Raw genomic sequence first — 23,714 nt, 5'->3', positions numbered from 1 at the left:
CGCCCGGCCACCGTCCGCGTAGCGCACCGAAGCGGACATCCGCATTTATTGAAGCTACTCGTACTTCAAAAAACCAAGCATGAGCAAATAGGTATCTCCATATTCCTATCAGTCACAGCACTAGATACTCCACAACAGGGCTTTCCTTTATACGATATTCGTATATATACGTTATACGATTTTCGTATAAAGGAAAAACGATGAAGCTACTCTTCCCCTTTGCTCCCGCAATGCTGATCGCTGGCCGCATTGGCCTCGCATCCCTTTTTTTACTGGGCGGTATAAACAAAATTCTTAACTATGCGGCGACGCTCGACAACATGCGCGGCGTTGGATTGGAGCCAGCCGGTGTACTTCTGCCTCTCGTCATTGCACTGGAACTTGGCGCTGGCTGTCTGATCGCAATTGGGCGCTGGATGGCGCCGCTTGCTGCACTTGCATTGGCCGGGTTCACGCTGGCAGCTAATCTGGCATTCCACGATTTCTGGACCATGGAAGGAGATCGTGCCGCCTTAGAGCTTTCTCTCTTCTTTAAGAATATTTCTATCGCTGGAGCACTTTTGTTTCTTGCAGGCGCATTATCAAAAGAGGCTTCAGAATGAGGAAACCAGAAGAAGATCTCCTGTCCGGTATAAGGGTGCTTTTGCGAATCTTCACAATCGATGAAACACGTTTTCCACCCGCGGAGGGACGCATCAAATATAATGCGATAGACTTTCAAGCACTCTATTTTATTGCGGAGAATAATGATTGCAGTGGCGCCGCACTGGCTGCTTTTTTGGGAGTACCCGCAACGACGGCCCAATCGGTCATCGAGCGACTGATAAGTCGTGGTTATGTTTCGCGCCGCTCTGGTACCGGGCGCGCCATTGCGCTTTCATTGTCGAAAGAAGGGCAAACTATATGTGCAGCGATCCGACGGCAGGATATTGCCAACTGCGGCACGATGCTAGCGGCGCTTCCGGAAGATGAACGTTCTGATTTTGCAGCGAAGATCTGTGTCATTGCACGGGCCCTTGAATCGGCAGAAACGGAATGACCGCGACCCAAATTTTAAATCAGCTGGTCCCGAAAAAGCATGAAGATGGTCTAGGATGGATAGTGCATGTTAATCGGAACCTCTGCCTTGGTCCACGCCAATCCAAACATTTGAGCGGCGGGGCTTCCACCGCAGCGATGATTGACGCGATGGAACAGGAAGTCGGGAAACCGGTCATTCAGGCTGCGACACAGTTTCTTTTTTCGCCGCAAGCAGAAGAAGTCGCGGCCATCACCGTGGAAGTCGGCAAGACAGGCAGATCAATATGTCAGGCGAAGGCGCGTTTATCAGTCGGGTGTGAAACGGCCGTCACATTGTCAGCTACGCTGGGCGCAAAAAAAGATATCGGTTCATTCACATGGGCTAAATTCGAAAATGCCGATATTCCCCATGAGTGCCCCCCTATTCCATTCGTTCGGGAAGATGAAGGTGATCTCCATTCGAATCTCGATATGCGTCTCGTCGAAACACCCAGTGATGGAAATATGCGATTCTGGGTGAAAACACCTGATAATTTTCTTGAAAAGACATCGGTTTTTCTGGCTCTGATCGCAGACTTTCTTCCTGAAGCCATACACTTTAACATCGGGCAGCGCGCTGGAGCTGTAAGTCTGGATAATTCTATCCGCATTATTCAGCGCGAAGCAACAAACTGGCTGCTGTGCCACACGAAATTGCTCAGCATCTCGGACGGCATTTTTCACGGGAACATGAACCTTTTCACTGACACGGGAATCCTTCTTGCGACCTCTTCCCAATCCGGTGTGGTTCGATTGCTAGATTAACCGCTTATTGCCAAGCGGGAATTGCAGATTGAACGGTGGAGACAGCAGGTCAGTCTTTGGTTTTAACTCTACAAATAACTCACCCCGCTGCCCCGGCTAGATTTTGACACAGCGGGCCGCCGCAATTTTATCCGTCATTGCAGACTCCCGCGATCGCAGCACAAGTTCGTCATTCTTTATATGCACGCTGATAAGGTCGGTTGCATAGCGCACTCCACTGCCACTTTGTGATCGAGGAAGGAGCAAATCGCGGCTGTTCTTGCCCGATCTTTTGGACGGAAGGGTTAGCTTAATCAGCGACAGCTTGTCTATCGTCATGAAGGCCAGACTGAGCACCATGTCATTTTCGCACCGGTAAACGCTTGCCGTTCGATCGGCCTCAAACCGGGGCTCGGCAATATGGCCAGCATGCGCCAAGACCAGATAAGGGCCGTCAATCATGATCATGAGAATTGCCAGCTTGGCTTGTGTAAAAAGCGGCGCCATTCTTATCTCCCCTAGCTTCTGCAGCCCGCAATTTGAAAGCTGGAAAATTGCTCCAATGGTTTTAACTATCCACTCATCCGTTCCAGCAAAATAGTGTCATCCTACTATTCCGGTGATGGCGGTGCTCCCGTAATCCCATGGCAACGTCACAGGGAGACTGAGAATATGAAACGCCAAATGATATTGATTACCGCAGCAATGAGTCTGGGATTAAGCGCTTGCATGGGCGGCGGGGTTCATAGCAATGTTTCCCAGTTTAATTCGCTGGAAAGCGTGCCGGCCTCGGCGACATATTCGGTCGTATCGTGGCGGCCAGAACTTGCGAACAGCCTGCAGTTCCGTAACTATGCGCAGCGCTTGTCCGAAATCATGCGCGAGGCTGGATTGCGGGTTGTGGAACCGGGTCGGCCGGCCGATTATGTGACCTATCTTGATTACGGGATCGACAATGGCCGGCCCATAACCAGAACCTACAATGTTCCGGAATGGGGTACAATTTACAACAGCCAAACGACATCTACTGTAATCGACGATTCATCACCCGGGAAACAGGTGATCAACAGCACCGTCAGCGGAACCGATCCCACTTATGGCATAAAAGGATATCGTCAAGAGACGCGAAATTCGACTGAATTTGCGCGCTTTGTCAATGTCGACATATTGCGAGCCAATGCTACGGCGAGGACTGTGCCAGTCTATGAATTGCGTTTGAAAAGCAGCGGATCGTGCGGCAGCATTCCCGCCCTCATGCCAAAATTTATGAAGGCTATCGAAAAGCGGTTTGATCGCAAATCGGGTTATTCGGGCAAGGTCAAAACAAGCGGAATCGATTGTTGATTACTGAACTGAGAATGAACACTTTTTGGCGCAAATTAGTGTGATTCCACTATGGGCACAGCGGCGCTTTTTTTTCATGATCCAACCAACGCACGACAAAGGAGACGGACGGTGAAGAAGACGAAATACCAAAACAGATTATCTATGACAGCTATGATTTGTGTTGCGCTCACCGCTATCGGATCACAGCCAGTACAAGCGCAGGCTGATACCTTTGCAGACTTGTTCAAAAATCAAAATGGGGATGATGCCCAAATATTGGAACGACGAGGCAACGAGGCACGCGATCGCCGGATCGACGCAAAAACCCCCGATGCAAGAACGCGCAATGCAAGAACGCCGGCCACAACCGATTTTGACGGTCCGGAATATCGTCAACATGTCGGCAATCTGGCCGCCAATGCGGATTTGCAATCGCTAGAGCAACGCGGCTATGATGCCCGTCGGGCCCGGCCTCGTCATCAAGTTAGGAACGAATATGATTTGACGCCCCGAGAACGGCGCGAGTTACAGCGGCGCGGACGGGATGCCCAAGTGACCCGCGGCACGCGTCCAGGCTATCAAGCTGATCGCACGCAATACCAACATCCTCACAGCGCCGATACAAATAACCTCCGCACCCACGCGATGTCCCGAACGCCGCGCAACCCGGATTTTAAGGGCGCTGAATATCGCCGTCATGCGGGAAGGCTTGCCGCAAATGCTGATCTGCAACAGCTTGAACAACGCGGCTACGATGCCCGTCGCGCTCGGCCTGGCCATCAAGTCAGGAGCGAATATGACCTCACACCAAACGAACGCCGCGATCTTCAGCAACGCGGTCGTCAGGCCCAGATCAACCGCGGTGCCCGACATGGATATCGTCCGGTCAATTCAGCCAGGTCCATGAGGTATCAAAACCCAGTCACCTATGGAAATCACTATCCGGGTGCTGGACGGCAACCGCTTAGAAATCCATCCTCTAGACCACATTCTGCAAGCCGCGCTTTCAGTGGACCAAAAAATGGCTATTCGGCAACATCATTGTCGAACAAGGCCTCAGCGGTGGATTTCGGAACGGAAGCGTTTGGAGGACGCAGTACCGGGCTCGGCGAATATGGCCTGGATATGACTTATGGCCAGGCGAAAACTTTTACCAATGGCGGTGATCCCGTTATTGCCGCTGATCGCGCAACTCGAAATTTTGGCAATAATCTTGTCGGAGCGGCACACGGGGTCAGCCAGTCCATTCGCGATCCGCGCAAGATTCCGCGCAACATGGGCCGTGCCGTGACCGGGGTTGCCAATACAGGTGTAAGCGCCGCGCAATATGTCGGTTCGACAGCAATTAAGACCACGCGAGACGGCGCCCGCTTCATGACGGATCCCAAATATGCCAACAAGCAGGTCAAATATGGCGCAAAAAAAGCGGCCAAAACAATCAGCAATGTCGGAAAGTCCACATGCAAAGGCTTTTCTACTCTGCTCGGACTTAACAAGAAAAAATGCCGTTAGGTTTTACGGCGAATAGCCAGGAGATTGGTCATGAAAAAATTGTTGGCATTGCCATCCGCGGCAGCACTTCTTCTGTTCCCAGTGGCCGGATTGCCCTTCTCCGGGCCGGCTCTGGCCAGTGGATCAGCCCCGCAATATCGCTCTTATTGCGAGGCAAAATATCGCACGGGTGCGTTGAAAGGTGTAAAGCCGCGGTGGAGTTACGGATATAACAGCAAGACCAAACGCATGGAATGCCGGGAAAAGGATTCGATGGGCCTGAATACGTCGGTAAAGGGCAGAACCTTTTGGATCAACCTGCATGACCTGTGCAGGTTTTCAACGGGACGTTCGGATTTTCATTGGCACGGGGCCGGAAACGTATCTTGCGGTCCCAATAACCATCGATGACGAATAGATCCGCCAATCGCCTAACGATTGGATGCATGACTATCGCCTCTTTATTGGGGGCATCCGGAATTGTGCTTCCTCCGGCGGCGACGGCGGAAGGTTCATCCATCAGTCTTTCGAAATTTTGTGATGGCAAATACCGGACCGGCCTTTTGCGCGGTCTCCAGTCAAAAATCGGAGCAAAATGGAACCCCAAGAAAAAGAAATGGGAATGCTGGATTCCCAGAAAATTTGGCTACGGCATCGTTACCGAGGGCAGCTACCGGAGCCTGAGCTATGCAGAGGCCTGTCGCAAGATGAGAGGCACGTCTGCCTATCATGGCCATGGCCGAACGGTGCATTGCGGGCGGAAAAGTGTTCGCCCACCAGATCCCCCGCAACAGTCCCGCCCCGCACCACCATCAAATGGCTATGGGCGCGGTCAAGCTGAATATACAGCTCTCCAAATGTGCAACCGATCTCGTACCGATACAATTTACGCTGCATGGGTATGGCATGACTGGGGTGAAAACCGCCGTCCGAAAAATTGGCGGGCACAAGGCTGGATTAAGCTGCGGCGTGGTCAATGCGAACGTGTAGAATTTCCGCATTATCGAAACGGTGACCCTTATGAAGATACGGTTTATCTCCACGCTACGTCGGAGCATATAAAATGGGGGCAAAGTGACTACAGCTTCTGCGTGCACCCTTCCGATTTTGACCATATCGAGAGTGACAGAATGGCTTGCACGGCTCGAGGACAGCGGCTGGTGAGAATGTTTGAATTTCAGTTGGTCCCGGCCGCCAATAACAACTTTAATTTTAATTAGTACAAATGACTTGAATCAGTTTTTGAGTTTCCGAGGCCTTCAACGTGGTTTTGCCAAGGGGATGCCTGATAGCCTCCAACGAGTCCCATTTTCTTCCGGGCAATGTTCCAACAATAGACCTTCGCCAGTTGATATCGATCGCGCAATTCCTAAACCCATTCCATGCGGCCCCCATTTTTGATCAGGTTTCGGTTCGCTATCTGTATGGGCAATTTTTTCTAAAACATCAGGAGGAACACCCACGCCATCATCCGTCACTTCTATCCACGCTTTTTCTTCATGCTGACCGGTTTCCACACCGATGCGGGTTGCACCAGAATGTTTGATCGCATTGTCAATGAGATTGGATAGAATTCTGTGAATGGCAACGGATGGTACTGCGAGAACCAAATCACTCTTACCAACTTCAAGCGCACAGCCCTTATTGAGAGCCTCATCACCAAACATCTGTTCGAGCGTCAATAAATGTTCGCCTAAAGCAGTTTCCTGGCGGCTATGAATGTCTTCGGTTTTTCTTTTGGTCGACGTGACGGCACCCGCTTCGTCTAGAATTGTCGCCGACAGCAATTGATCTATATAATCTATACTCCACTCCAATGCTCGGTGAAGTTCTCTATTTTTAGGGTCAACACCGGATAATGCGCTTTGCAAAGAAACAAGCGGCTGGCGTAAATCATGCCGCGTTTCGGAAAGATTACGCCGCGCACGACTAATCTCTACCAGGGCAGCGTTTCGATCAACATGCGCTTGTGCTAGCCGATTAGCAATCTCGCTGCTTTGCACGGCAGCCGCAAGCTGTTGCTCCTTTGATTTATCCCGTTCCATAATGATACCGCGCACTTGGGTGATGATCGCAGCACTAAAGACCAAACAATCCAATACCAGGAGAAACAGCGCTGCTGTATCGAACCAATCATTATATTCAGCAACATCTGGAAATCCCGCCCGAATTGTAAGCAATACATAAGCAAGCAGGATAGAAAATCCGAGTGCGAACAAACCAGCGCCTTTGACTTTTTGCCGAACTGCCGTCCACACAAAATAACCGACAAATGCCAGAAACCCTGTACCGGTCGCGACCATTATCAACGTTGTTATGGGCAGATGAAACATCGCTCCAACGAGGGAATTAATCACCGTCACTCCGGCCACAAAAAGTGCAATGCGAAACATCCGTGGCGCATTGCGGGATGCTTTGGTGAAACTGGTCGCGAAGAAGAAGTAGAAAACGCACCATGAAAGTCGCAAAATGCGCTTTATCCCATCATGATGGGCGGAAAAAAATTCCGGCAAATAGGGTGTCGCGTAACCATAAGTATGGACGTTGAGCATAATCAGCGTGAAAGTGTAGAACGAGAATAATGCTATAACATGTGATCGCATCAATATCGCAAAGCCGGCGGCCAACACGACTGCAAACAAGGTGGAGCCGAAATATAGCCCATGAACCGCGGTGACAAATTGACGTTTGGCGATAAACTGATCTTCTGAAATCAAACTGATCGGAAACGCGCGATCGTTTCTGGCAAAGTTGATGTCAATCTCAAGGCGAACAGGCTCGCTGTCAGTTATGACGATAGGCCGAGATTCGAGTTGGAGATTTTGGCTGCTGAGCGTTTCTGCATCCTTGAAACGAGGACGAGATTTGAGAAGAATTTCTTTTTGTCCTTGGCTCACCAAGCTTATCAACACTTCAGCCCGCGCAGCTTCCTCCGTCACGACCCTGAAGAGAAGCGGTTGTTCATCGCTATTTTCGATTTGCAAATTATATCGGACAAATTCCAGCTGACCGGTTTGTTGACGGAATACCGGTTTTGATATGGTCTGAATATCATCAATTGTCGAAATATCTGCGAGATCTATCACCTGCAGATTTGCTTTTGCGGCATCACTTACAATGACCAGAGCAGCGAAAGAAAACAAGATCAGCAACACTGATGTCAGCCGATCACGCAGTTTATGTTCAATGGACTGGACAAGTTGGTTGATAATATCGGTCGCCCTGTTCATATTGTGCCTGCTGATCTGGAGTTTGCTCACAGACCGCTCCGGAAAAACGTGGTTGGGGGATAATGGACACTATTCACGCTCAAAGTCCACTGCGCATTGTCCTTGGCGATGATCATGCGATTGTGCGTGCTGGGTTGCGAGGTGTACTGGAACGCGATGGCCGCTTTTCGATTCTCGCCGATGCCGAGGACGGGCTTAAAACCATTGCTGCGACTAAAAAACATCAACCGGATATTCTGATTGTTGATATTGCCATGCCAGTGATAACCGGACTGGAAGTCGTTGAAGAAATCTGCCGTTGGTGTCCGGATACAAAAATTGTTTTGATGACCGGTTTGCAAAATCCAACCATAATGAAATGCGCGATGGCCAGTGGAGCGCACGGCCTTCTTCTCAAAGGTGATGAAATTGATCGGTGGCCACAGCTTCTTTGTGAAATCGCAAATGGCGAAATGCGTGTTTCGAAAAGTGTAAAAGCGGTTCTGGACGAACCCTCTATTCATGATAGCCTCACCCGCAGGGAAAGACAGATTCTCATTGGATTGATACAGGGCGGCACCAATGGAACGCTGGCCGCCCGCTTTGGTATCAGTACAAACACGGTCAATAATCATCGCACCAGCCTCATGCAGAAATTGGATGTGCACTCACTTGCTGAACTCATGACATTAGCAGCGCGCGACGGGCTACTGGAAATTGCAGATCACACGCGAACCGGAGGAAACGCGGATCTGTAATGGTTTGGATTAGATTTGGGCAGATCGATAACATCTTCACATTAGCCCGGCAGGGCAAGGCCTGAATTATCCTCTTCGATCTTCCCATTTTCCGTTTCCTGCAACCAGATCAGACTGGATAACTGTACAACGCATCAATTGGCAATGAACTGGTGTAATCACACCATTCTATCACCACTGCAACCTGTGAATGGAATTGAGGGACGCTATTCCATCCCGAAAGAACTGCGCAAAATCGGCAATGAAGAAGGTGGGGAACAAAGCCAGACTTCCGTCGTCGCGTCCCAAGACTAAGCGACGAGATCGGGCCGCCCCAATGGCTGCTCTTGAAATCCGCATCAATTTTGATCCCGATAATTTCAATGCCATTCCGATTTTATCCAACCTTCACTATCGATTGATGTTATAATCATTCCCGTAACAAGGAGAAGAGTCGATGAGAGCTATTTCTGCTCTACTTGGGCTGGCCATAATGATTGGCGGCGCACCGCTGTCTGCAAAATCGAGCCATAATGAGGATGATCCGCCGGAATATGCGTTCGAAGCAAAAGAGCTCCGTAAAGTCACTTCTGACCGGCTTGAGACATTTTCAAATGATGCGGATATAGTCCGTTATCTTGAAAAGCTCGATGACATTAAGATGGAAAGCGATGCCGATTGGGCAAATGCCGGTCACCCAATTATTGTTGCCGCCTCGATGGTACAGGACGTAAATCCTCCTGCAGATGTTTGTAGCGATCCGGCAATTTGTCCTGAAGAGGACGATGCCGCCAGTACGGTAGTTGCAACTGCTTCCCGGGTTTCTGCGCCATCGGCAGTTGCGACGTCGATTACCAATGTCCAATCTCTCGGTGTAGATGAAGGCGATATTGTCAAGCAGATCGGCAACTATCTGCTCGTGCTGCAAGATGGTCGTATTTTCACAATCAATATCAAGGACATGAAAGTTACGGACCGTAAAGAAGTGTACCGTTTGCTATCGTCCAAGACACCGAAAAAGCGCTGGTGGGAAGATGATTTTGAAGGTGCCGACTGGTATGACGAAATGCTGGTTCGAGACGACCACATTATCGTGACTGCATATAGCTATGATGATGATGCAACCGAGATATCAATATTTCGACTAGATCAGACAAACGGAAAAGTCGAAAGTCGCGGCGTTTTTCTTATGAGCAGCGATGACTATTACAGTGGCGATAATTATGCGACGCGGATCGTCGGTGACAAGCTTATTGTCTATAACAGCTACGCGCTTGAAGACATGGACTTCGAAGATACCGAAGAACGCCCGGTGCTATTTCGCTGGTTCCCCGACTATGATCGTAAAGATGCACAAAAAAAGGGCAAACCGCTGCTGAATGCGCGCGAGATTTACAAACCTATTTTGCGAACCGCCGATCCAACCATCCATGCAATTTCCGTTTGTTCACTTGGTGAGTTTGTGGTCAATCAGATATTTGATTGTACAACCACCGGTTTCACAGGCCCTGGAGCGGCCGAGATGTTTGTTTCTCCCCATAATATCTACCTGTGGAATGCGGCAATTGATGACGAATGGATCAATGTCGATGAATGCTTTCCCGATCATGATTGGGATCAACCGTTTCCGGCTCTAAAACGCGCGAAACGGCGTGATGTAGTTCCCGGTGCAGTCTATCGGATGAGCATCAGGTCGGGTGATGTTGATGTTATTGGAGTGAACGGAACGCCTTTCGATCAATTTTCTATGGAGGAAAGCGGTAACCGCTTCCGTGCGCTGGTTGATTGGCGCACTGTGCGTTGTGAGGACAGCGAATACGCACCGGCGGAACTTGCCTATCTTTCCATCCGGTCTCGCGAATTTGGTAAGAATTTCCTTCCGGTTCGTAAAAGTCGTTTTACTGTTGTTCCACCGCTAGGCAAGGCGAAGGCCGAAAATCGATTCACTGACAAATGGCTAATTTATGGCGGGCGCGAACGATATGGAAGCCGCCCACCTGAACCGCCAGAAGAGTTGCCAGAAAGTGCTGATGCGGGCGACATTGTAGAGCATGCCGAGGAGGTCGCCGCATATGACCGCGCTCGAACAGCACGAGTGGTAGCAGTTCCAGTTAACAATCCCCGCAAGGCAAAAGTGATCGATTTTGCTCATAGTGTCATTCGGGTGGAACGTGTCGGCGCCGATATGATCGTCAATGGCTACCATGATGACCGGGGACTCAACCTGACCCTGATAGAACTTGGCAAATCACCAAAAATCGCGTCCAGCCTTTATCTGGCCAATCGTTTTGAAAGCGAAGGACGCAGTCACGCCTTCAACAGCATGATCGATTCCGAAGGAAATGGCGTGCTCGGCATACCGACCGTGCGCGGAGAGGAAGGCAGCTCTCGTTACGCCTGGCGCTCCGATGCTTCTGATATCAGCTTTGCAAGCAAGGATTCCACGGGCAATTTGACGGATGCTGGCGCACTGGCGGGCCAGAAAGAAGCGGATATTGAAACACATGAAGACTATGCATGCGAAGTTTCCTGCATCGATTGGTATGGAAATTCGCGACCGATATTCACCGGAGGCCGCATTTTCGGATTAATGGGTACGGCATTGGTTGAAGCAAAGATGATCAATGGCAAAGTGAAAGAAGTCGCGAGGTTAGAGCTGACTAATCCGATCCCGGGCGTCGAAGGATTGGGTAAACGCGTCCCGCATCCAGACGATGCTAAACGACCTCCGCCGAGACCGCCGGCGGAACCAATAGACGAACCGATCTACATTGGTCCGTCGCGTGAATATTAGAGTAAACAAGCGTTTCAATAGGTACGCCAAACCCAGTGACGGCTTTTGGCCCCCTTTTTTCCGCAATGGATCGTTAAATCGAAAACCCGCTTCTGGGTCGGAAGCTGAAAGTCGACCGTTGTCTTACTAATGTCCGCTTTTGCGCCCATAGTGGACATGGGAGTTATCAAATGCACATCATATCGCAGCGATTGCCGACAGAGCGGTTTCAATAGCGATGAGATGTCTATTGAGCTGTTTTGATCAAGGCATTTCGAATCTCTAGTCCGGTCGCCTTCACATCTGCTCGAATGGCATCATCAGCCTCACGCTTTTGCAAAAATCTGCTGGTATCCACTCTGGTCGAGTGGAAAATAACGATACGGTCCAATAGCCGAGTAAATGAGATTTCTTCGACAATTGGATATGTTACAACGCCCGGCATCACAAACCCTGTATCAATGAGCAGCGCTTTTCTATCCTTGCGATTATCCGTGACCATAATAGCACCAGCCTTGTCGCCGTGCGAAATTTGATAGATTGTATTGATTAATTCAGCGCTGATCGACGTCGCAGGGACTTGATACGGCTGACCTTGGATATGCGCTTCAATTTTTTCTCGGGTGAAACGAAAAATTTGTTCGAATTTTTCTTGTTTGATTGCGTCTGTCGCAGGCGCGAAACCCAGGCCATAGAATAAGATGCCTTCATCAAATTCACCTGCTTTTTCCCAAGGTTCGACTATTTTCGTATAGAAAAGCGCGTTTTCTGGAGGGAGCTTTTTATCCTGACTAACATCGACATAACCATCGGGAACAGGCAGCGAAATCGTCACATCCAAAATCACAATCGGGCGCGAGTTCTCAGCTCTGACTGGCCCAGAAAACCCGCAGGCAGCGAAAAATAACCAAAAAAGCAATCTCATCATTGCTGTATAGCGACAGAGGTTCCTTTCACAACAGCGCCTGTTTTTGCATTTAAAATCAATACGAAACAGCGAATAACCCAATCAACTTATTTCGGGATTGCATTGAGCAGATTCCAAAAAACCTCCCGTTTTTGTTGGTTATGGCCTGCATCTGTGCCGCTTAGTTCGACTATTCCCCGCATATTGTGAAAGTAGCTGCCCGTGGGTATATCCTGCGTTGCCGCAATTAAGGATGCCTGCGCTCCCAAAAAGGGAGAAATCATCAATCGGCGTTTGAAAAAGCCAGCCAAACCCTTGATGCTGCCTTCCAGTTCGGTGGCAACGACACCAGGATGGACCGCGATGCATTTTAAATCTGGAAAGTGATAGCTAATTTCTTGCTGTTGCCATAAATTGCCCAGTTTACTGCGGCTGTACGCCGAAATTGATCTTCCCCTGAAAGTGAACTCGGCCGAACAATTATCAGCCAGAACATATATATCTCCGGTGGTAAAAATTACCCTTGCGCCGGTAGACAAACAATCCCTTTGCAGTAACGCGTTAAATAATCTTTGGTGACCAAGACAGTTCACTGCAAAACATAATTCCAGCCCTTCGTTATTTTGACTGGACTGAGTTTCAGAGATACCAGCATTGGCGCAGAAAATGTCGATCTTTCGGTTTGGATTTTGCCAGCTTAACTCCAAAACGGCATCTTCGATGGAATCTTTATCTGCTAAGTCGAGGGTTAGGAACGAAACTTCCCCATCGTTTTTGTCTTCAGTTTGCTGAGATTTGTCGGCATCAGATCCGCGCGCCGCGACGATAACATCGGCCCCTCTGCGCACTAATCCTTTGGTAATTTCCAATCCGATACCTCTATTTCCTCCGGTCACCAGGGCTAGTTTTCCATCCAAACTCCTCGTCTCCGGACACATCATCGTTGCCGATTTTTGGCCAATAATAGAACTGAGAACCCGCAGATATTTATTTTTAAACGGCATGTAAGTTTTGTGATGATCAAACGGTACCGGCATTTAAAATAGCACCTGAACAACGAAATTTTCAGATATTATAAGAACCGCCGCCCCACAAAATGGCACAAGGGGAACCATATTAGTTTCACTTATGATATGAGACTGCTTCATCATTAAACTTTCATAATTACAAAAAATGTAATATGTAACTACAATCGATATGAGTCAAGAATGAAAGGGGTAAAATTGGAAACACGTGAGCGCATAATGGAGCAAATGCTGATCCATGTTCATCGCTACGGACGGAAACGCACGCGCCTTGTTTCTTTGGCGGAAGATTTGGATATGTCTCATGCCAATATCTACAGGCACTTTAAGAACAAGACCGAAATTTTAGATGCTGTGGTCATCGATTGGTTGCGGTCGGCCGACAGTCTGATTGACGAAGCAGCTGCCAAAGAACAAAGCGCGGCGGGGATCTGTACTGCCATCGTTATCGCATTGCATCGATTTTTGAAATGGAAATTGGAAAACGAACCTGGCGCAATTGAAGTTTTTCGGCATGCTTTTTCCGATCAGCCCAAAGCAGTAGCAAATCATCTGACCGGTCTGCGTTTGAAAATTGGAACATGTGTTGCCGAGCATGGCGAAAAAGCCGGCGAGGCTTCAGAAAAAATCGCTTTGCGGCTTGATCTGCTGACGACAGTTTTAGAGTCATTTTTGAATCCCGTTCAAATTTTTGAACGCGGATCGGAAAATGATGAAGAGCAACTAAGATTGTTGATGGCGCTGTTTTTTGCAGACTGAACCGCGCACCGATTACAGATTGTTCATAACCTATTCTTCTGCTCTCGGGGAGTTAGCCCGCTTCGTCCTGAAAGCAAAAGCCAAGAAAAATCAAATTGTTGCTAAAAACGTAATTGAAATCACGATTGGAACAAGATTGCGTTAGTTATCCGGGGTGGTCTTGGCGGAGAGACAGTCCGTTTAAACGCTTGGATTTGCAACGGTTACAGCGGTTTTTATGTATCTGGTCCACAGTCTGGGCCACAATTAAAACTTGATTAGATTCATCAAAAAATCAGTGAAATTATATCAAAAAAAGTTTGATAGGGAAAAACTACGTGAAGACGATGATGTTGAGTTATGTGTTCGTTTCGTCCCGAAAGCGGACATCTCGTTCAGTCGAATGAAAGCGAGTTTCCAACTTTTCAATGTTACCGAATCTTCTCTGAATTTTTTTCCATTATGGTTTCCTTCCCAACTTTCAGCGCCAAACATCCTATCTTCAAAGCGATGCTTGCTTTAGAAAATAAGGATTGTTCCTTTCGGAATTCAAAAACAAGCAGATCTCTTTGAGCATAAAGATGGCCACTGTCGGCGGCTTGTTTAAGCCAGGAAACTCCGCTTGGTTCATCAGCGACGCCTCCATTGCCATCAATTAACATGCTTCCCAACCAATATTTACAAGCAAAGCTTCCGAGTTCAGCTCCTTCTTCGAAAATCATTAGTGCCTCGCTGGCTAAGCCCTCGTCAAGCAGCAGCTTTCCATAGGCAATAAAAGCTTGGCGGTTTCCTTTTCGTGCCGCTCGGTAGTGATATTCCATAGCAGTGTGGTTGTTGTTCTCGGCAATCACGTCGTTGGACAACAGCCAACCCAATGTCATCAACGTGAATTCTGAACCGTTGTCGGCAATTGGGAGGAGTAATCCAAACGCATCCTGATAGCGTTTTTCTTCTATCAAATCGGCAACGCGCAGCTCAATTTCATACGGGGTCATATTCTAAATCTATCTGGAACGAGACGCTCAAAGTCAATTTTCTATATTCACTAATATGTTGTGTCCGCTTTTGCGCCCAAAACGGACACCAGCGTTGTGACTGCAATATCCCGAAAGCGGACACTAGCACAGCATGTCTATCGATGTGCGACGACGTACTTCTGGTAGAAATTGTCTGGGTCAATGTCTAATGTCTCCACACCAACTATCTTCTTCAAGTCGTACTCTATGTGAAACTCATTGTAAGGTTGAGGTTTCGTTGCCCCAGCAACTTCGAGTTGGATGACAACATTCTGAAACGGTTCGTCAGGCATGCTGTTTCTGATTTTCTGGAGCACTGGCTCAAACATGTTCTCAGGGTCATTGAATGAGATGTACGATTTCTCGCACTTCTTGCTTACACCAACCCATGGGCCAGCATCAAAGCTAAGGTACATTTCGTATTTCACGCGGAAAACGCTGCTGCCGTGTTCAATATGTTTGACGCCCCAGCATTTTTGAAGCCTATCTAACATTTCCTTCTCGCTGAACATTCTATTTTCCGTTGTCTCTTTTTCAGGAGAGCATGCGGTCAAGAAGAGAATCAAAAAGAGGAAAAATTTGAGCATCACTTAACCGTGATACCAATATTGATGGTAATGCTACAAGTTTTGACCTATGCTCGGAATGAGGTGTTTCTTAACATCCGCTTCTGCGCCCAAAGCAGTCATCAAATTGTCTGATAATATCCGCAACACAATAACGTGTGAAGCTGGCCGAAGCTTTTTTTTGACTAGGGTGGAATATCGGAAATTTGGATAACCTAAAATAGTCCAATATTTCCAATTACTTAACGCGTAATTTGGAGGCCCGAGCCGGAAATCTGATTTCCTTATATTTCAATAGGGTAGCCAAAATTAGCGGCCCGTTTTTCGGAACCGTAACCCGCGCTACTCAGAAGATTTTGGCTAACCCAAAAGCGCTTGAGTTTTTAATCTATCGCAACACCCTAATGTCCGCTTTATCCCGAAAGCGGACATTAGCGATCATTTCAATTTTGAGTTATATTGAAGCCTTCGGGATATTCCCCTCAAATTGAACGGCGCCGTCATGTGATCGATGCCATGGGGGAGCAGAAGCCATCCAAATGTCCGCTTCCACATTAAAACCCGATGGGTCGTCGAGCGCGCCAACCTTTATTGCTACAAGTTCCGGATTGCTGTCAGGCCGTGAAAAAATTTGCACGCCACAATTTTCACAAAAGTAAGTGCCGCCACTATGCGGGTTGGCCTTGAAACATCTCGGGTTGCCTTGTTCTATCTTAAATTCAGTGCTTTTGAACACCCATGTTAAGTTGGCAGCTCCGCCCGACGCGTATTGGCAGTCACGACAGTGGCACGCAACTCCTCCCAACGGATTTCCCGCTATGCTGAATTTCATTGCTCCACATCTACAGCCTCCAGTTCGCATTTTAGTCTCCTAGTTTGTTCAAGAAGTTCAAAAATGGCTATTAATGAATTTTGGCTCAAGTATGGATAAGCTGGCCCAGAATAAGGCCAGAACCAGAAAACGGCGCCCTAAGATCACAAAGCCAATGTCCGCTTTATCCCGAAAGCGGACACTAGCTGATTGAAGGTGACTGCTGACGAACCGGATATCTAGCAAGTTGAACCATCAGACTTTCAGCAGCTGCTTTAAGTTGATTTGCGTCATCGGCAATATCAATGAATAGTTCTTCGTCTTCTTTGGTTCCGCCTCTTGCCCATTCAGGTCGGGCTTCAAGCGCAAATGATACCCGAATGATATCATTGGAAAGGCAGTTCATTTCTAGATTGGGCTCCGTAAAGCTAATGTGATCGGAAACCTTCTCTCCTTTTGATTTCGATAACATCCACTTAATCAATGTCAAAACCTCAAAGGTACACAGACATGGGTCATGAAAATTCCAATCCTGCCCACCCAAAGAAGCTCGACCAACGATATTCAACCAATTTGAATCCCACTCGTCGTCCACCAACTCAGGGAATTGGTATCCAAGAATTTCCAGCTCAAGAAAGTCATTGTCGCTGTTTGATAGTCGCATTCGTTCGCGAATAGTGGAATCGGAGCATTTTGCAATCTCGGTGGCCGCAATATCCCGAAAGCGGACATTAGAGCAGGCGGTTTTTCGCTGTGTCGGCCATACTCGCTCATCATCGAGTTACCGGCGCTGTCAAACGAAACTGAGAACTCAATTATGATGTCTTATTGGACTAAGCGTGGTGCTCTTTCCAAAGTCCTCGCGATAGCTTTGCGCTAACAAGGGTTTTTAACCGAGCATAGTCATCCGGCAAGGCATAAGCAGCAGGCACTACCAACAATGTTAAAAAGGTAGATGTCGCTAATCCTCCCATAATGATGAAGCCCATGGCATTGCGCCATTCAGCGCCATCGGACTGAGCAAAAGCAACGGGCATCATGCCAAAAATTGCTGCCAAAGCCGTCATAAGCACGGGCCTGAGACGTTCGGGTGCGGCTTTTTGCATCGCATCTGCCGCGCTCATCCCATTTCGTCGATAATCATTCGCCAGATCCACCAGAAGAATCCCGTTTTTCATCACAATGCCCATCAAAGCGATTAAGCCAATCTGTGCAAACATGCTCAATTCCTGATTGGAAAGCCAAAGCGCAATAAACGCCCCGGAAAAGGAAAGAGGGGCGGTAAGCATGATCAGAACAGGTTGTCCGAAGCTGTCAAATTGGCTGGCGAGAACAATGTATAGCGCGACGAACGCAAGTGCGAATGCGAGCAATATAGCAGAAGTCGTGTCTGCCAATCTCCGCGCCATACCTTCCATTTTGGTCGACATTCCTTCAGGCGGGGGATGACTGGCCAAGATTTTGTCAACCTGAGCAACAGCGACACTTAATGCTGCGCCGGGCGGTGTGTTTGCGTTGATGGTAATTTGCCTCGCTCGGTCCATGCGATCAATCTGAGCTGGGCTGTCGGCAACTTCAATTTCCGCAACCGCCGCCAGGTCGACTAGATTCCCACCCCCTGATCGGACAGGGAGACGGGCAATGTCATCCAGACTTTGCCGTTTATCCTCATCCACTCGGACTCTAACGTCATAGCGCCTACCTTCCGCTTCAAATGTTCCGGCATCACTCCCGCCAATTAACGTTCGCGTTGCTGCAGCGACGTCACGCGCCGTTACCCCTAAATCTGCTGCCCGATTTCGGTCCAATCGAATCTGCAATTCCGGTCTGCCACCTTCGTAGGTAGAGGCGATATCCACCAATTCCGGCGTAGCACGCATTTCCCTTGCTATGATGTTTGCGTATTCATTGATGGTGGCAAGGTCGGCACCCGAAACTACAAGTTCAATTTGGGCAGACCCCACACCGGCACCCGAGACCCAAGGGACTTCCACAGCCGAAATATCCTTGGCCTCTGGCAGTGCCTTTGCAAGAACCTCGCGCGCTTGGTCCATAATCGCGCCCTGTTTGAGGGATCGACCCTGTTTAGGTGTGAGGTCAACATAAAAATCGAGTAAATTGGTTTTCTGATTTGTCCCTGCCCCGGCGGTAACAAACACATATTCTATATCTTCAATTTTGCGCAACGCCTCGTCAGCCCGCAATGAAGACTCTTTGGCAGTTTCAATGCCAGTTCCCAACGGTAGTTCAACACTTGCTAGGAACTCTGACCTGTCCGTGAGGGCCATGAACGTGGCAGGAATCATCCCTGCAAATAGACCACCGATCAAAAGACTTATGATCGCTCCCAAAAAAACGAGATATCGTTTCCTGATCGACCAACCTACAAGCTTTTCGTACTGCTTTCGCATGGTATCGTGGAAGGTTTCAATTTTTCCCAACCAGCCCGTTTTTTCTTTTTCCGATTTCAGGAATCGCGAAGCCAGCATGGGCGATAGGGTAAGAGCAACCAGCAATGACACGCTAACCGAAAATACAATTGCCAAGCCATATTGAAAAAAGAAGCGTCCAACTATTCCTTCCATAAAGGCTATAGGCACAAACACGGCCAATGTCGCAAATGTCCCAGCAAGCACCGCCAAGGCGACCCGCTTGGTCGCTTCTGGTGCGGCCTCCATTGGATCAGCCCCTTCATCAACGTCACTTTGCACGGCTTCAACAACCACGATGGCGTCATCAACAAGTAATCCTATCGCAACCGTCAACGCCAATAATGTCATGAAATTCAGTGTAAAATCGAACGCAGCAAAGGCAGCGAACGTAGCAATGACCGATGTTGGGATAGCTAGCATAACGATAAAAGTTGCCCGCCAACTAAGCAGAAAAAAGAATGTGACAATAACAACCAATATTACTGCGATCATTAAATCAAACAGGACGTCACCAATGGCCGATTCGATGAATCTCGCGGTTTCTCTCGTGACAACAATTTCAACGCCGCTCGGCAGTTGACTTTTGATCTGCTCAATCTCCGCTTTGATTGCCTTGGTCATTGCAACTGTATTGCTGCCAGATTGCTTGCGAACTTCGAGCACAACTCCGGGGCGACCATTTAATTGAGCATAGCTGGTTTCATCCTCAACAGAATCTTCTACCCGTCCGATATCGCGGATCCGCGTGACCTGTCCGTTGGGCCGATATTCCACTGCGAGATTGCCAAATTCCGAGGCTGTGTTGGCTTCCGCCAATGTTCTGGTTCCATATTGCTTGCTGCGACCATCAATCTCAAGGCGACCGCCCGGCAATTCGGCATTTTCGTTTCTCAATGCGGTGATAACATCATCCGTGCTAACGGCGCTTGCACGCATCTTTGCAGGATCAAGCCAGACCCGCATTTCCCTCTCGCGCCCACCTACAATTGAGATGGAGCCGACACCGCGAATACGTTGCAGCCTATCTTTGACGACGTCGTCGGCAAAGACTGTGAGGTCTCGGACAGGCGCATCTCCCGCTATCAGTAGAGACAATATCGGTGCTGCATCGGGATCAAGCTTTTCCACAACTGGCGCGTCAGAATCTTCTGGCAGATTGCTCAATATGCTGGCGACCCTATCCCGCACATCCTGAGCTTTCACGTCGGCATCTTCTGATAACTCAAACTCCAAAACGACCTGACTGACGCCTTCCGCACTAACTGAGCGCATTTGCCGAATTCCAGAAACGCTGCTGACTTCCTCTTCAATAATGTCGGTTATTTCAGTTTCGACGGTATCTGGCGAAGCGCCAGGCAATGTTGTGGTCACGGACACATAAGGAAATTCAATCTTGGGAAAAAGATCAACGCCGAGCCTACCAAAACTCAGAAGACCCAGAACGACTAGCGACGCAATTACCATTGTCGCGAAAACTGGACGCCGGATCGAGACATCGGAAATCCACATCGGCTTAGCTTGCAGGCTTTCGTTGCTTGCGCTCTACTTTTTGTCCGTCCCGCAAAGTAGATGGTGGGTTTTTGATAATTCTGTCGCCGCTCTGGACACCTTGGGTGATCTTTACCCGTTCAAAATCTATGCTTTCAATCTTTATATCCCGTCGACGTGCAATGCCTTTCTCAAACAGGAACATATATGCGGCAGCACTGTCGCCTTTCACTGCTGATCTAGGCAGAATGATTGCGTTTTCTGGAGGCGTTTCGATCAGTGCCCGGGCTCCAAGTCCGCTGCTAATCCTGTAGTCTGGATTCCTTATGGGTAACCGCAATTCGACCGTACGAGATTCTGGGTTGACCCGGTCATTGATGATGTAAACGAAACTATCGAATGGTTCATCAAAGCCATCAACGTAAACCTTTGCCTTTTGGTTGCGCTTAAAATCATCAACCCGAGCTTGCGGAGCACTGACGATTGCCGCAACTATTCCCAACTCCTGTAATTGCAAAGCTGAGGATTGTTCGCCCATTGAAAAACGGTTGTTGAGATAGGACCCTTCGTCGACCATTCTAGCAGTCACAACGCCGTTATATGGAGCACGTGCAATAGTGTCGCGAAGGGCTTGTTTAGCGGTGGCCAGTACCGATTGCGATTGAGATACCTGTGCGCTGGCGACGGCTAAGTCTGTTTCGACCTGTTCGACTTGCGCTTTCGACACGAAGCCTCTCGGGGCAAGTGCGATTACGCGGTCATATTGGCGCTGGGCCTGTATAGCCTGCGCTTCGGTCAGGCGTAGCGCTGCTGATGCTTCCGCAACACGTCTTTTATAATCTGCTTGCCTGATCTGGAAAAGCGCTTGCCCCTTCTTAACCCTGTCACCGACTGTCACAAACATGGTCTCGAGTGGCCCCTCGACGAGAGCGCCAATTGCGCTGCTTTGCTTGGCCGCAATCGTGCCAAAAACCTCCACGGGTTCGGCTAAAGGTTCGGATTTCGCTGTCAGAATATCGACTTCGAGTATAACATTTTGCTGGATGGCATCATTGCTTGCATCGCTGCTATCGTCATTCGAGCAGCCGGATACCAAGGCGAATATGGCTATAGAAAACAGCAATATGATGTTTTTAATAGCCATTTACGTGCTCAAATATGTCCCGCGTCCGCTAGCTACCAAGCGATCATCGTCGTCCAAAATGCGTGTGTCTGCGGTACTTATTGTCTTGCCCAGCTTGATAACTTGACCAATTGCACGAAGCGGGCCTTTGGTAGCCGGGCGATGATAATCTACCCTCAGATCGGCGGTTGCCTTTGCCACACCACCGGCAGCAATAACCGTATAAAGCCCGGTTAGATCAATTAAGGATGCTAATATGCCGCCGTGTACGGCTCCAATCACGGGATTAGATACGAGCTCATCCCGCCACGGCATTTCCAGTTCCAAATGATCGTTGCTTTGTTGAACAATTTTCAGACCTAACCAGCGATGAAAAGGCGCAATCTGCAATAAATCAACAAGATTTTCCGGATCATGTTTCATGTTGCGTCACCGCGATTGTGGGTTGAATTCAAGAAAGAGATAATGGCCGAGCAAAACGCATCATTGCGGTCACCGACAACCATATGGCCAGCATCTGCAATGTCGGTAAAGACCGCCCGAGGCACCAAAGTTTGGAAATGTGCTACAGCCTCCTCGGAGACCATGTCGCTCGATCCTCCGCGTATAAGATGAACGGGTTGTTTTAACTTCCCAGCCGCCTCACTTAGTCTAGAAAATCCATCGTCCTGTGCATCGGAGGCATTGTCGCGTGTACGCGTCACATGGTGAATAAAGTTGGGGTCCCAATGCCAATAATACCGCCCATCGTCTCGCTTGCGTAAATATCGATCAAGCTTACCCGTACCTTGCCGTTTCTCTCGTTGCGGCATGTACTCAGCGATGATTCTGGCAGCTTCATCCGGGGATGAAAATCCATCTTTCATATGGGCTTGCATGAACCCGACAACTCTTGAAACACCAGCGGCTTCCATCTTCGGCGCGATGTCAACTAACGTTAGCGACGAGATACTTGAAGGTGCCAACAGCCCAGCAGCAATCATTCCTGCGATTCCACCCAGTGATGCTCCGACTAATGCCGGAGGACTATCAAGCTGTTTAGAAACGGCGACTAGATCACGAGCAAAATCGCGCATATCATACGCGCCATCGGATGCCCATTCGCTGGCACCATGGCCACGCATATCAATGGCTGTGGCACGATAACCAGCATTTCCCAGTTCATCTAGCACCTTCGTCCAAGCATGACGGGTTTGTCCGCCGCCATGTGCGAGCAACACCGGAAATCCGGTTTTTGGTCCAATAGTGCTTGCCGTGATCTTCAAGCCGTTATGGCCAGTGAAGATGCCCTCTTCATGATTCATGTCAATTTCATAGGCTGTAAAGCGATAGATAGTAAAGAGCTTTAATATAATTGCTCTTTATGATATAGGCATCGTCATGATGAACGAAGCAGCTACAATAAGTTCCAAACTGCGCGACGGATTTATCAATGAGACCGACGAATTCGCGTTTTTGCTGGAGGAAGTGCCACGCGTCATGCGCAAAGCATTCGAGGATTCGATTGCCCGTTTTGGCCTAACTCGTACGCAGTGGCGAACACTGGCATATCTGATCAAAGCTGAGGGGATGACGCAAACCGAGTTAGCAAATTGCCTCGAATTGGAGAGAGCTACGATAGGATTGACGATCGATTATCTTGAAAAACTAGAATTCGTGGAACGCCGGCATGCTGAAGGCGACCGGCGTGTCTGGCGGATATTTCTACTTCCAAAAGCAATCGATATTATTCCGCAACTTCGGAAAGAAGCTAACGCCGTTTATGAGATCATGTTTAAGGGGATTTCCAATGCAGATATTGCAAAGATGCGATCTACGATGGGAAAAATGACCCATAATTTGAGAGATATCTAAGCAACAAATTTGTGCGATCTTTATGATTTGGCCTCCATCTTCCGAAGGGTCAAATCATCTGGAGCGAGTGGTGGGGACTACTCGCTCCTTTTTTGTGAATTGAGATCGGTTAATGCGCTGATACTGATAGCTTTGGCGGTGATTCTGAAATTCCAAGCAATATTTGTAAACGGGGGCAATTGGCATAATCAACGAATTGTTTCATCTGCAGGCTAGTGTCCGTTTTTGCGCCCAAAGCGGACATTGGTTGATCCATAAATCACAAAAAGTTTACTTAATTTGGAGCAAGCCATATGGATTGTGTCGATGAGCATGGAGCGATTTATAGAGTTATGGACTTCGTCCGATTTTCCCCCTGAAACGGTATCGGAAAAAGACGTTGCATCAGCTGAAGAACAGCTCGGAACGAGCTTTC

The 23,714-nt window shown here is 48.7% G+C and carries 22 protein-coding genes; 11 read left to right on the top strand and 11 right to left on the bottom strand.

The features are described from left to right. Positions 1-200: 200 nt before the first annotated feature. From ABJU74_RS02890 to ABJU74_RS02880, 3 genes are read left to right on the top strand one after another with little or no spacing between them, the layout of a single operon-like run. Positions 201-602: a DoxX family protein gene (locus tag ABJU74_RS02890; protein WP_348382621.1), complete on the top strand. Its 402-nt coding sequence runs from the start codon at positions 201-203 to the stop codon at positions 600-602. After that, positions 599-1,039 (top strand): MarR family winged helix-turn-helix transcriptional regulator, encoded by a 441-nt coding sequence (locus ABJU74_RS02885; RefSeq protein WP_348382620.1) that lies wholly within the window; start codon positions 599-601, stop codon positions 1,037-1,039. The genes ABJU74_RS02890 and ABJU74_RS02885 overlap by 4 nt, the downstream gene beginning before the upstream one ends. After that, a complete protein-coding gene (locus tag ABJU74_RS02880; protein ID WP_348382619.1) occupies positions 1,036-1,824 on the top strand; it encodes a thioesterase family protein in 789 nt (262 codons plus the stop codon). Before ABJU74_RS02885 ends, ABJU74_RS02880 begins: the two co-directional genes overlap by 4 nt. A gap of 96 nt (positions 1,825-1,920) precedes the next feature. Here the strand turns inward: ABJU74_RS02880 and ABJU74_RS02875 are convergent, their stop codons facing one another. Beyond that, complete coding sequence (locus tag ABJU74_RS02875; RefSeq protein WP_348382618.1) at positions 1,921-2,310, bottom strand: hypothetical protein; 390 nt, start codon at positions 2,308-2,310, stop codon at positions 1,921-1,923. Between the two features lie 165 nt (positions 2,311-2,475). On the opposite strand from ABJU74_RS02875, the gene ABJU74_RS02870 reads away from it, so the two are divergent. The 4 genes from ABJU74_RS02870 to ABJU74_RS02855 all read left to right on the top strand — a co-directional run bounded on the left by ABJU74_RS02870 (position 2,476) and on the right by ABJU74_RS02855 (position 5,840). Continuing rightward, positions 2,476-3,147: a hypothetical protein gene (locus tag ABJU74_RS02870; protein WP_348382617.1), complete on the top strand. Its 672-nt coding sequence runs from the start codon at positions 2,476-2,478 to the stop codon at positions 3,145-3,147. Positions 3,148-3,291: 144 nt separating this feature from the next. After that, on the top strand, positions 3,292-4,641 hold the full coding sequence (locus ABJU74_RS02865; RefSeq protein WP_348382616.1) for a hypothetical protein: 1,350 nt from the start codon (positions 3,292-3,294) through the stop codon (positions 4,639-4,641). 30 nt (positions 4,642-4,671) lie between these two features. Then, a complete protein-coding gene (locus tag ABJU74_RS02860; RefSeq protein WP_348382615.1) occupies positions 4,672-5,031 on the top strand; it encodes a hypothetical protein in 360 nt (119 codons plus the stop codon). A gap of 35 nt (positions 5,032-5,066) precedes the next feature. Beyond that, complete coding sequence (locus ABJU74_RS02855; RefSeq protein ID WP_348382614.1) at positions 5,067-5,840, top strand: DUF1036 domain-containing protein; 774 nt, start codon at positions 5,067-5,069, stop codon at positions 5,838-5,840. Positions 5,841-5,879: 39 nt separating this feature from the next. Here ABJU74_RS02855 and ABJU74_RS02850 read toward each other — a convergent pair whose 3' ends face one another. Then, entirely contained in the window at positions 5,880-7,850 is a 1,971-nt protein-coding gene (locus tag ABJU74_RS02850) for a sensor histidine kinase (RefSeq protein WP_348382613.1), read from the bottom strand. A gap of 62 nt (positions 7,851-7,912) precedes the next feature. On the opposite strand from ABJU74_RS02850, the gene ABJU74_RS02845 reads away from it, so the two are divergent. Next, positions 7,913-8,587, top strand: coding sequence for a response regulator transcription factor (locus tag ABJU74_RS02845; RefSeq protein ID WP_348382612.1), 675 nt, complete (start codon positions 7,913-7,915; stop codon positions 8,585-8,587). Positions 8,588-9,023: 436 nt separating this feature from the next. Then, positions 9,024-11,360: a beta-propeller domain-containing protein gene (locus tag ABJU74_RS02840; RefSeq protein WP_348382611.1), complete on the top strand. Its 2,337-nt coding sequence runs from the start codon at positions 9,024-9,026 to the stop codon at positions 11,358-11,360. Positions 11,361-11,586: 226 nt separating this feature from the next. Here the strand turns inward: ABJU74_RS02840 and ABJU74_RS02835 are convergent, their stop codons facing one another. Further along, positions 11,587-12,348: a hypothetical protein gene (locus ABJU74_RS02835; RefSeq protein ID WP_348382610.1), complete on the bottom strand. Its 762-nt coding sequence runs from the start codon at positions 12,346-12,348 to the stop codon at positions 11,587-11,589. A 5-nt stretch (positions 12,349-12,353) separates the two neighbouring features. Next, positions 12,354-13,283 carry an SDR family NAD(P)-dependent oxidoreductase gene (locus ABJU74_RS02830; protein ID WP_348382609.1) on the bottom strand — a complete coding sequence of 310 codons (930 nt, stop codon included), beginning with the start codon at positions 13,281-13,283 and terminating at the stop codon, positions 12,354-12,356. 171 nt (positions 13,284-13,454) lie between these two features. Between ABJU74_RS02830 and ABJU74_RS02825 the strand changes: the two genes are divergently transcribed. Further along, positions 13,455-14,030 carry a TetR/AcrR family transcriptional regulator gene (locus ABJU74_RS02825; RefSeq protein ID WP_348382608.1) on the top strand — a complete coding sequence of 192 codons (576 nt, stop codon included), beginning with the start codon at positions 13,455-13,457 and terminating at the stop codon, positions 14,028-14,030. A gap of 410 nt (positions 14,031-14,440) precedes the next feature. Here the strand turns inward: ABJU74_RS02825 and ABJU74_RS02820 are convergent, their stop codons facing one another. The 7 genes from ABJU74_RS02820 to ABJU74_RS02790 form a co-directional block, all read right to left on the bottom strand. After that, positions 14,441-15,004, bottom strand: a complete 564-nt coding sequence (locus ABJU74_RS02820) for a hypothetical protein (protein WP_348382607.1) — start codon at positions 15,002-15,004, stop codon at positions 14,441-14,443. A 137-nt stretch (positions 15,005-15,141) separates the two neighbouring features. Then, entirely contained in the window at positions 15,142-15,537 is a 396-nt protein-coding gene (locus tag ABJU74_RS02815) for a hypothetical protein (RefSeq protein ID WP_348382606.1), read from the bottom strand. 1,067 nt (positions 15,538-16,604) lie between these two features. Next, entirely contained in the window at positions 16,605-17,066 is a 462-nt protein-coding gene (locus ABJU74_RS02810; RefSeq protein WP_348382605.1) for a hypothetical protein, read from the bottom strand. A gap of 169 nt (positions 17,067-17,235) precedes the next feature. After that, positions 17,236-20,343, bottom strand: coding sequence for an efflux RND transporter permease subunit (locus tag ABJU74_RS02805; protein ID WP_348382604.1), 3,108 nt, complete (start codon positions 20,341-20,343; stop codon positions 17,236-17,238). Between the two features lie 4 nt (positions 20,344-20,347). Next, positions 20,348-21,466, bottom strand: coding sequence for an efflux RND transporter periplasmic adaptor subunit (locus ABJU74_RS02800; RefSeq protein WP_348382603.1), 1,119 nt, complete (start codon positions 21,464-21,466; stop codon positions 20,348-20,350). Then, a complete protein-coding gene (locus ABJU74_RS02795) occupies positions 21,467-21,868 on the bottom strand; it encodes a hotdog fold thioesterase (protein ID WP_348382602.1) in 402 nt (133 codons plus the stop codon). Further along, positions 21,865-22,749 (bottom strand): alpha/beta hydrolase, encoded by an 885-nt coding sequence (locus ABJU74_RS02790; protein ID WP_066749441.1) that lies wholly within the window; start codon positions 22,747-22,749, stop codon positions 21,865-21,867. Before ABJU74_RS02790 ends, ABJU74_RS02795 begins: the two co-directional genes overlap by 4 nt. Before the next feature lie 76 nt (positions 22,750-22,825). On the opposite strand from ABJU74_RS02790, the gene ABJU74_RS02785 reads away from it, so the two are divergent. Then, positions 22,826-23,299 carry a MarR family transcriptional regulator gene (locus ABJU74_RS02785; protein WP_348382601.1) on the top strand — a complete coding sequence of 158 codons (474 nt, stop codon included), beginning with the start codon at positions 22,826-22,828 and terminating at the stop codon, positions 23,297-23,299. Positions 23,300-23,714: the final 415 nt, after the last annotated feature.

This window comes from Parasphingorhabdus sp. (assembly GCF_039982415.1).
Classification (GTDB): domain Bacteria; phylum Pseudomonadota; class Alphaproteobacteria; order Sphingomonadales; family Sphingomonadaceae; genus Parasphingorhabdus.
Note: the sequence above shows the minus strand (reverse complement) of the source record. Positions and strands in the feature narration are given on the sequence as shown.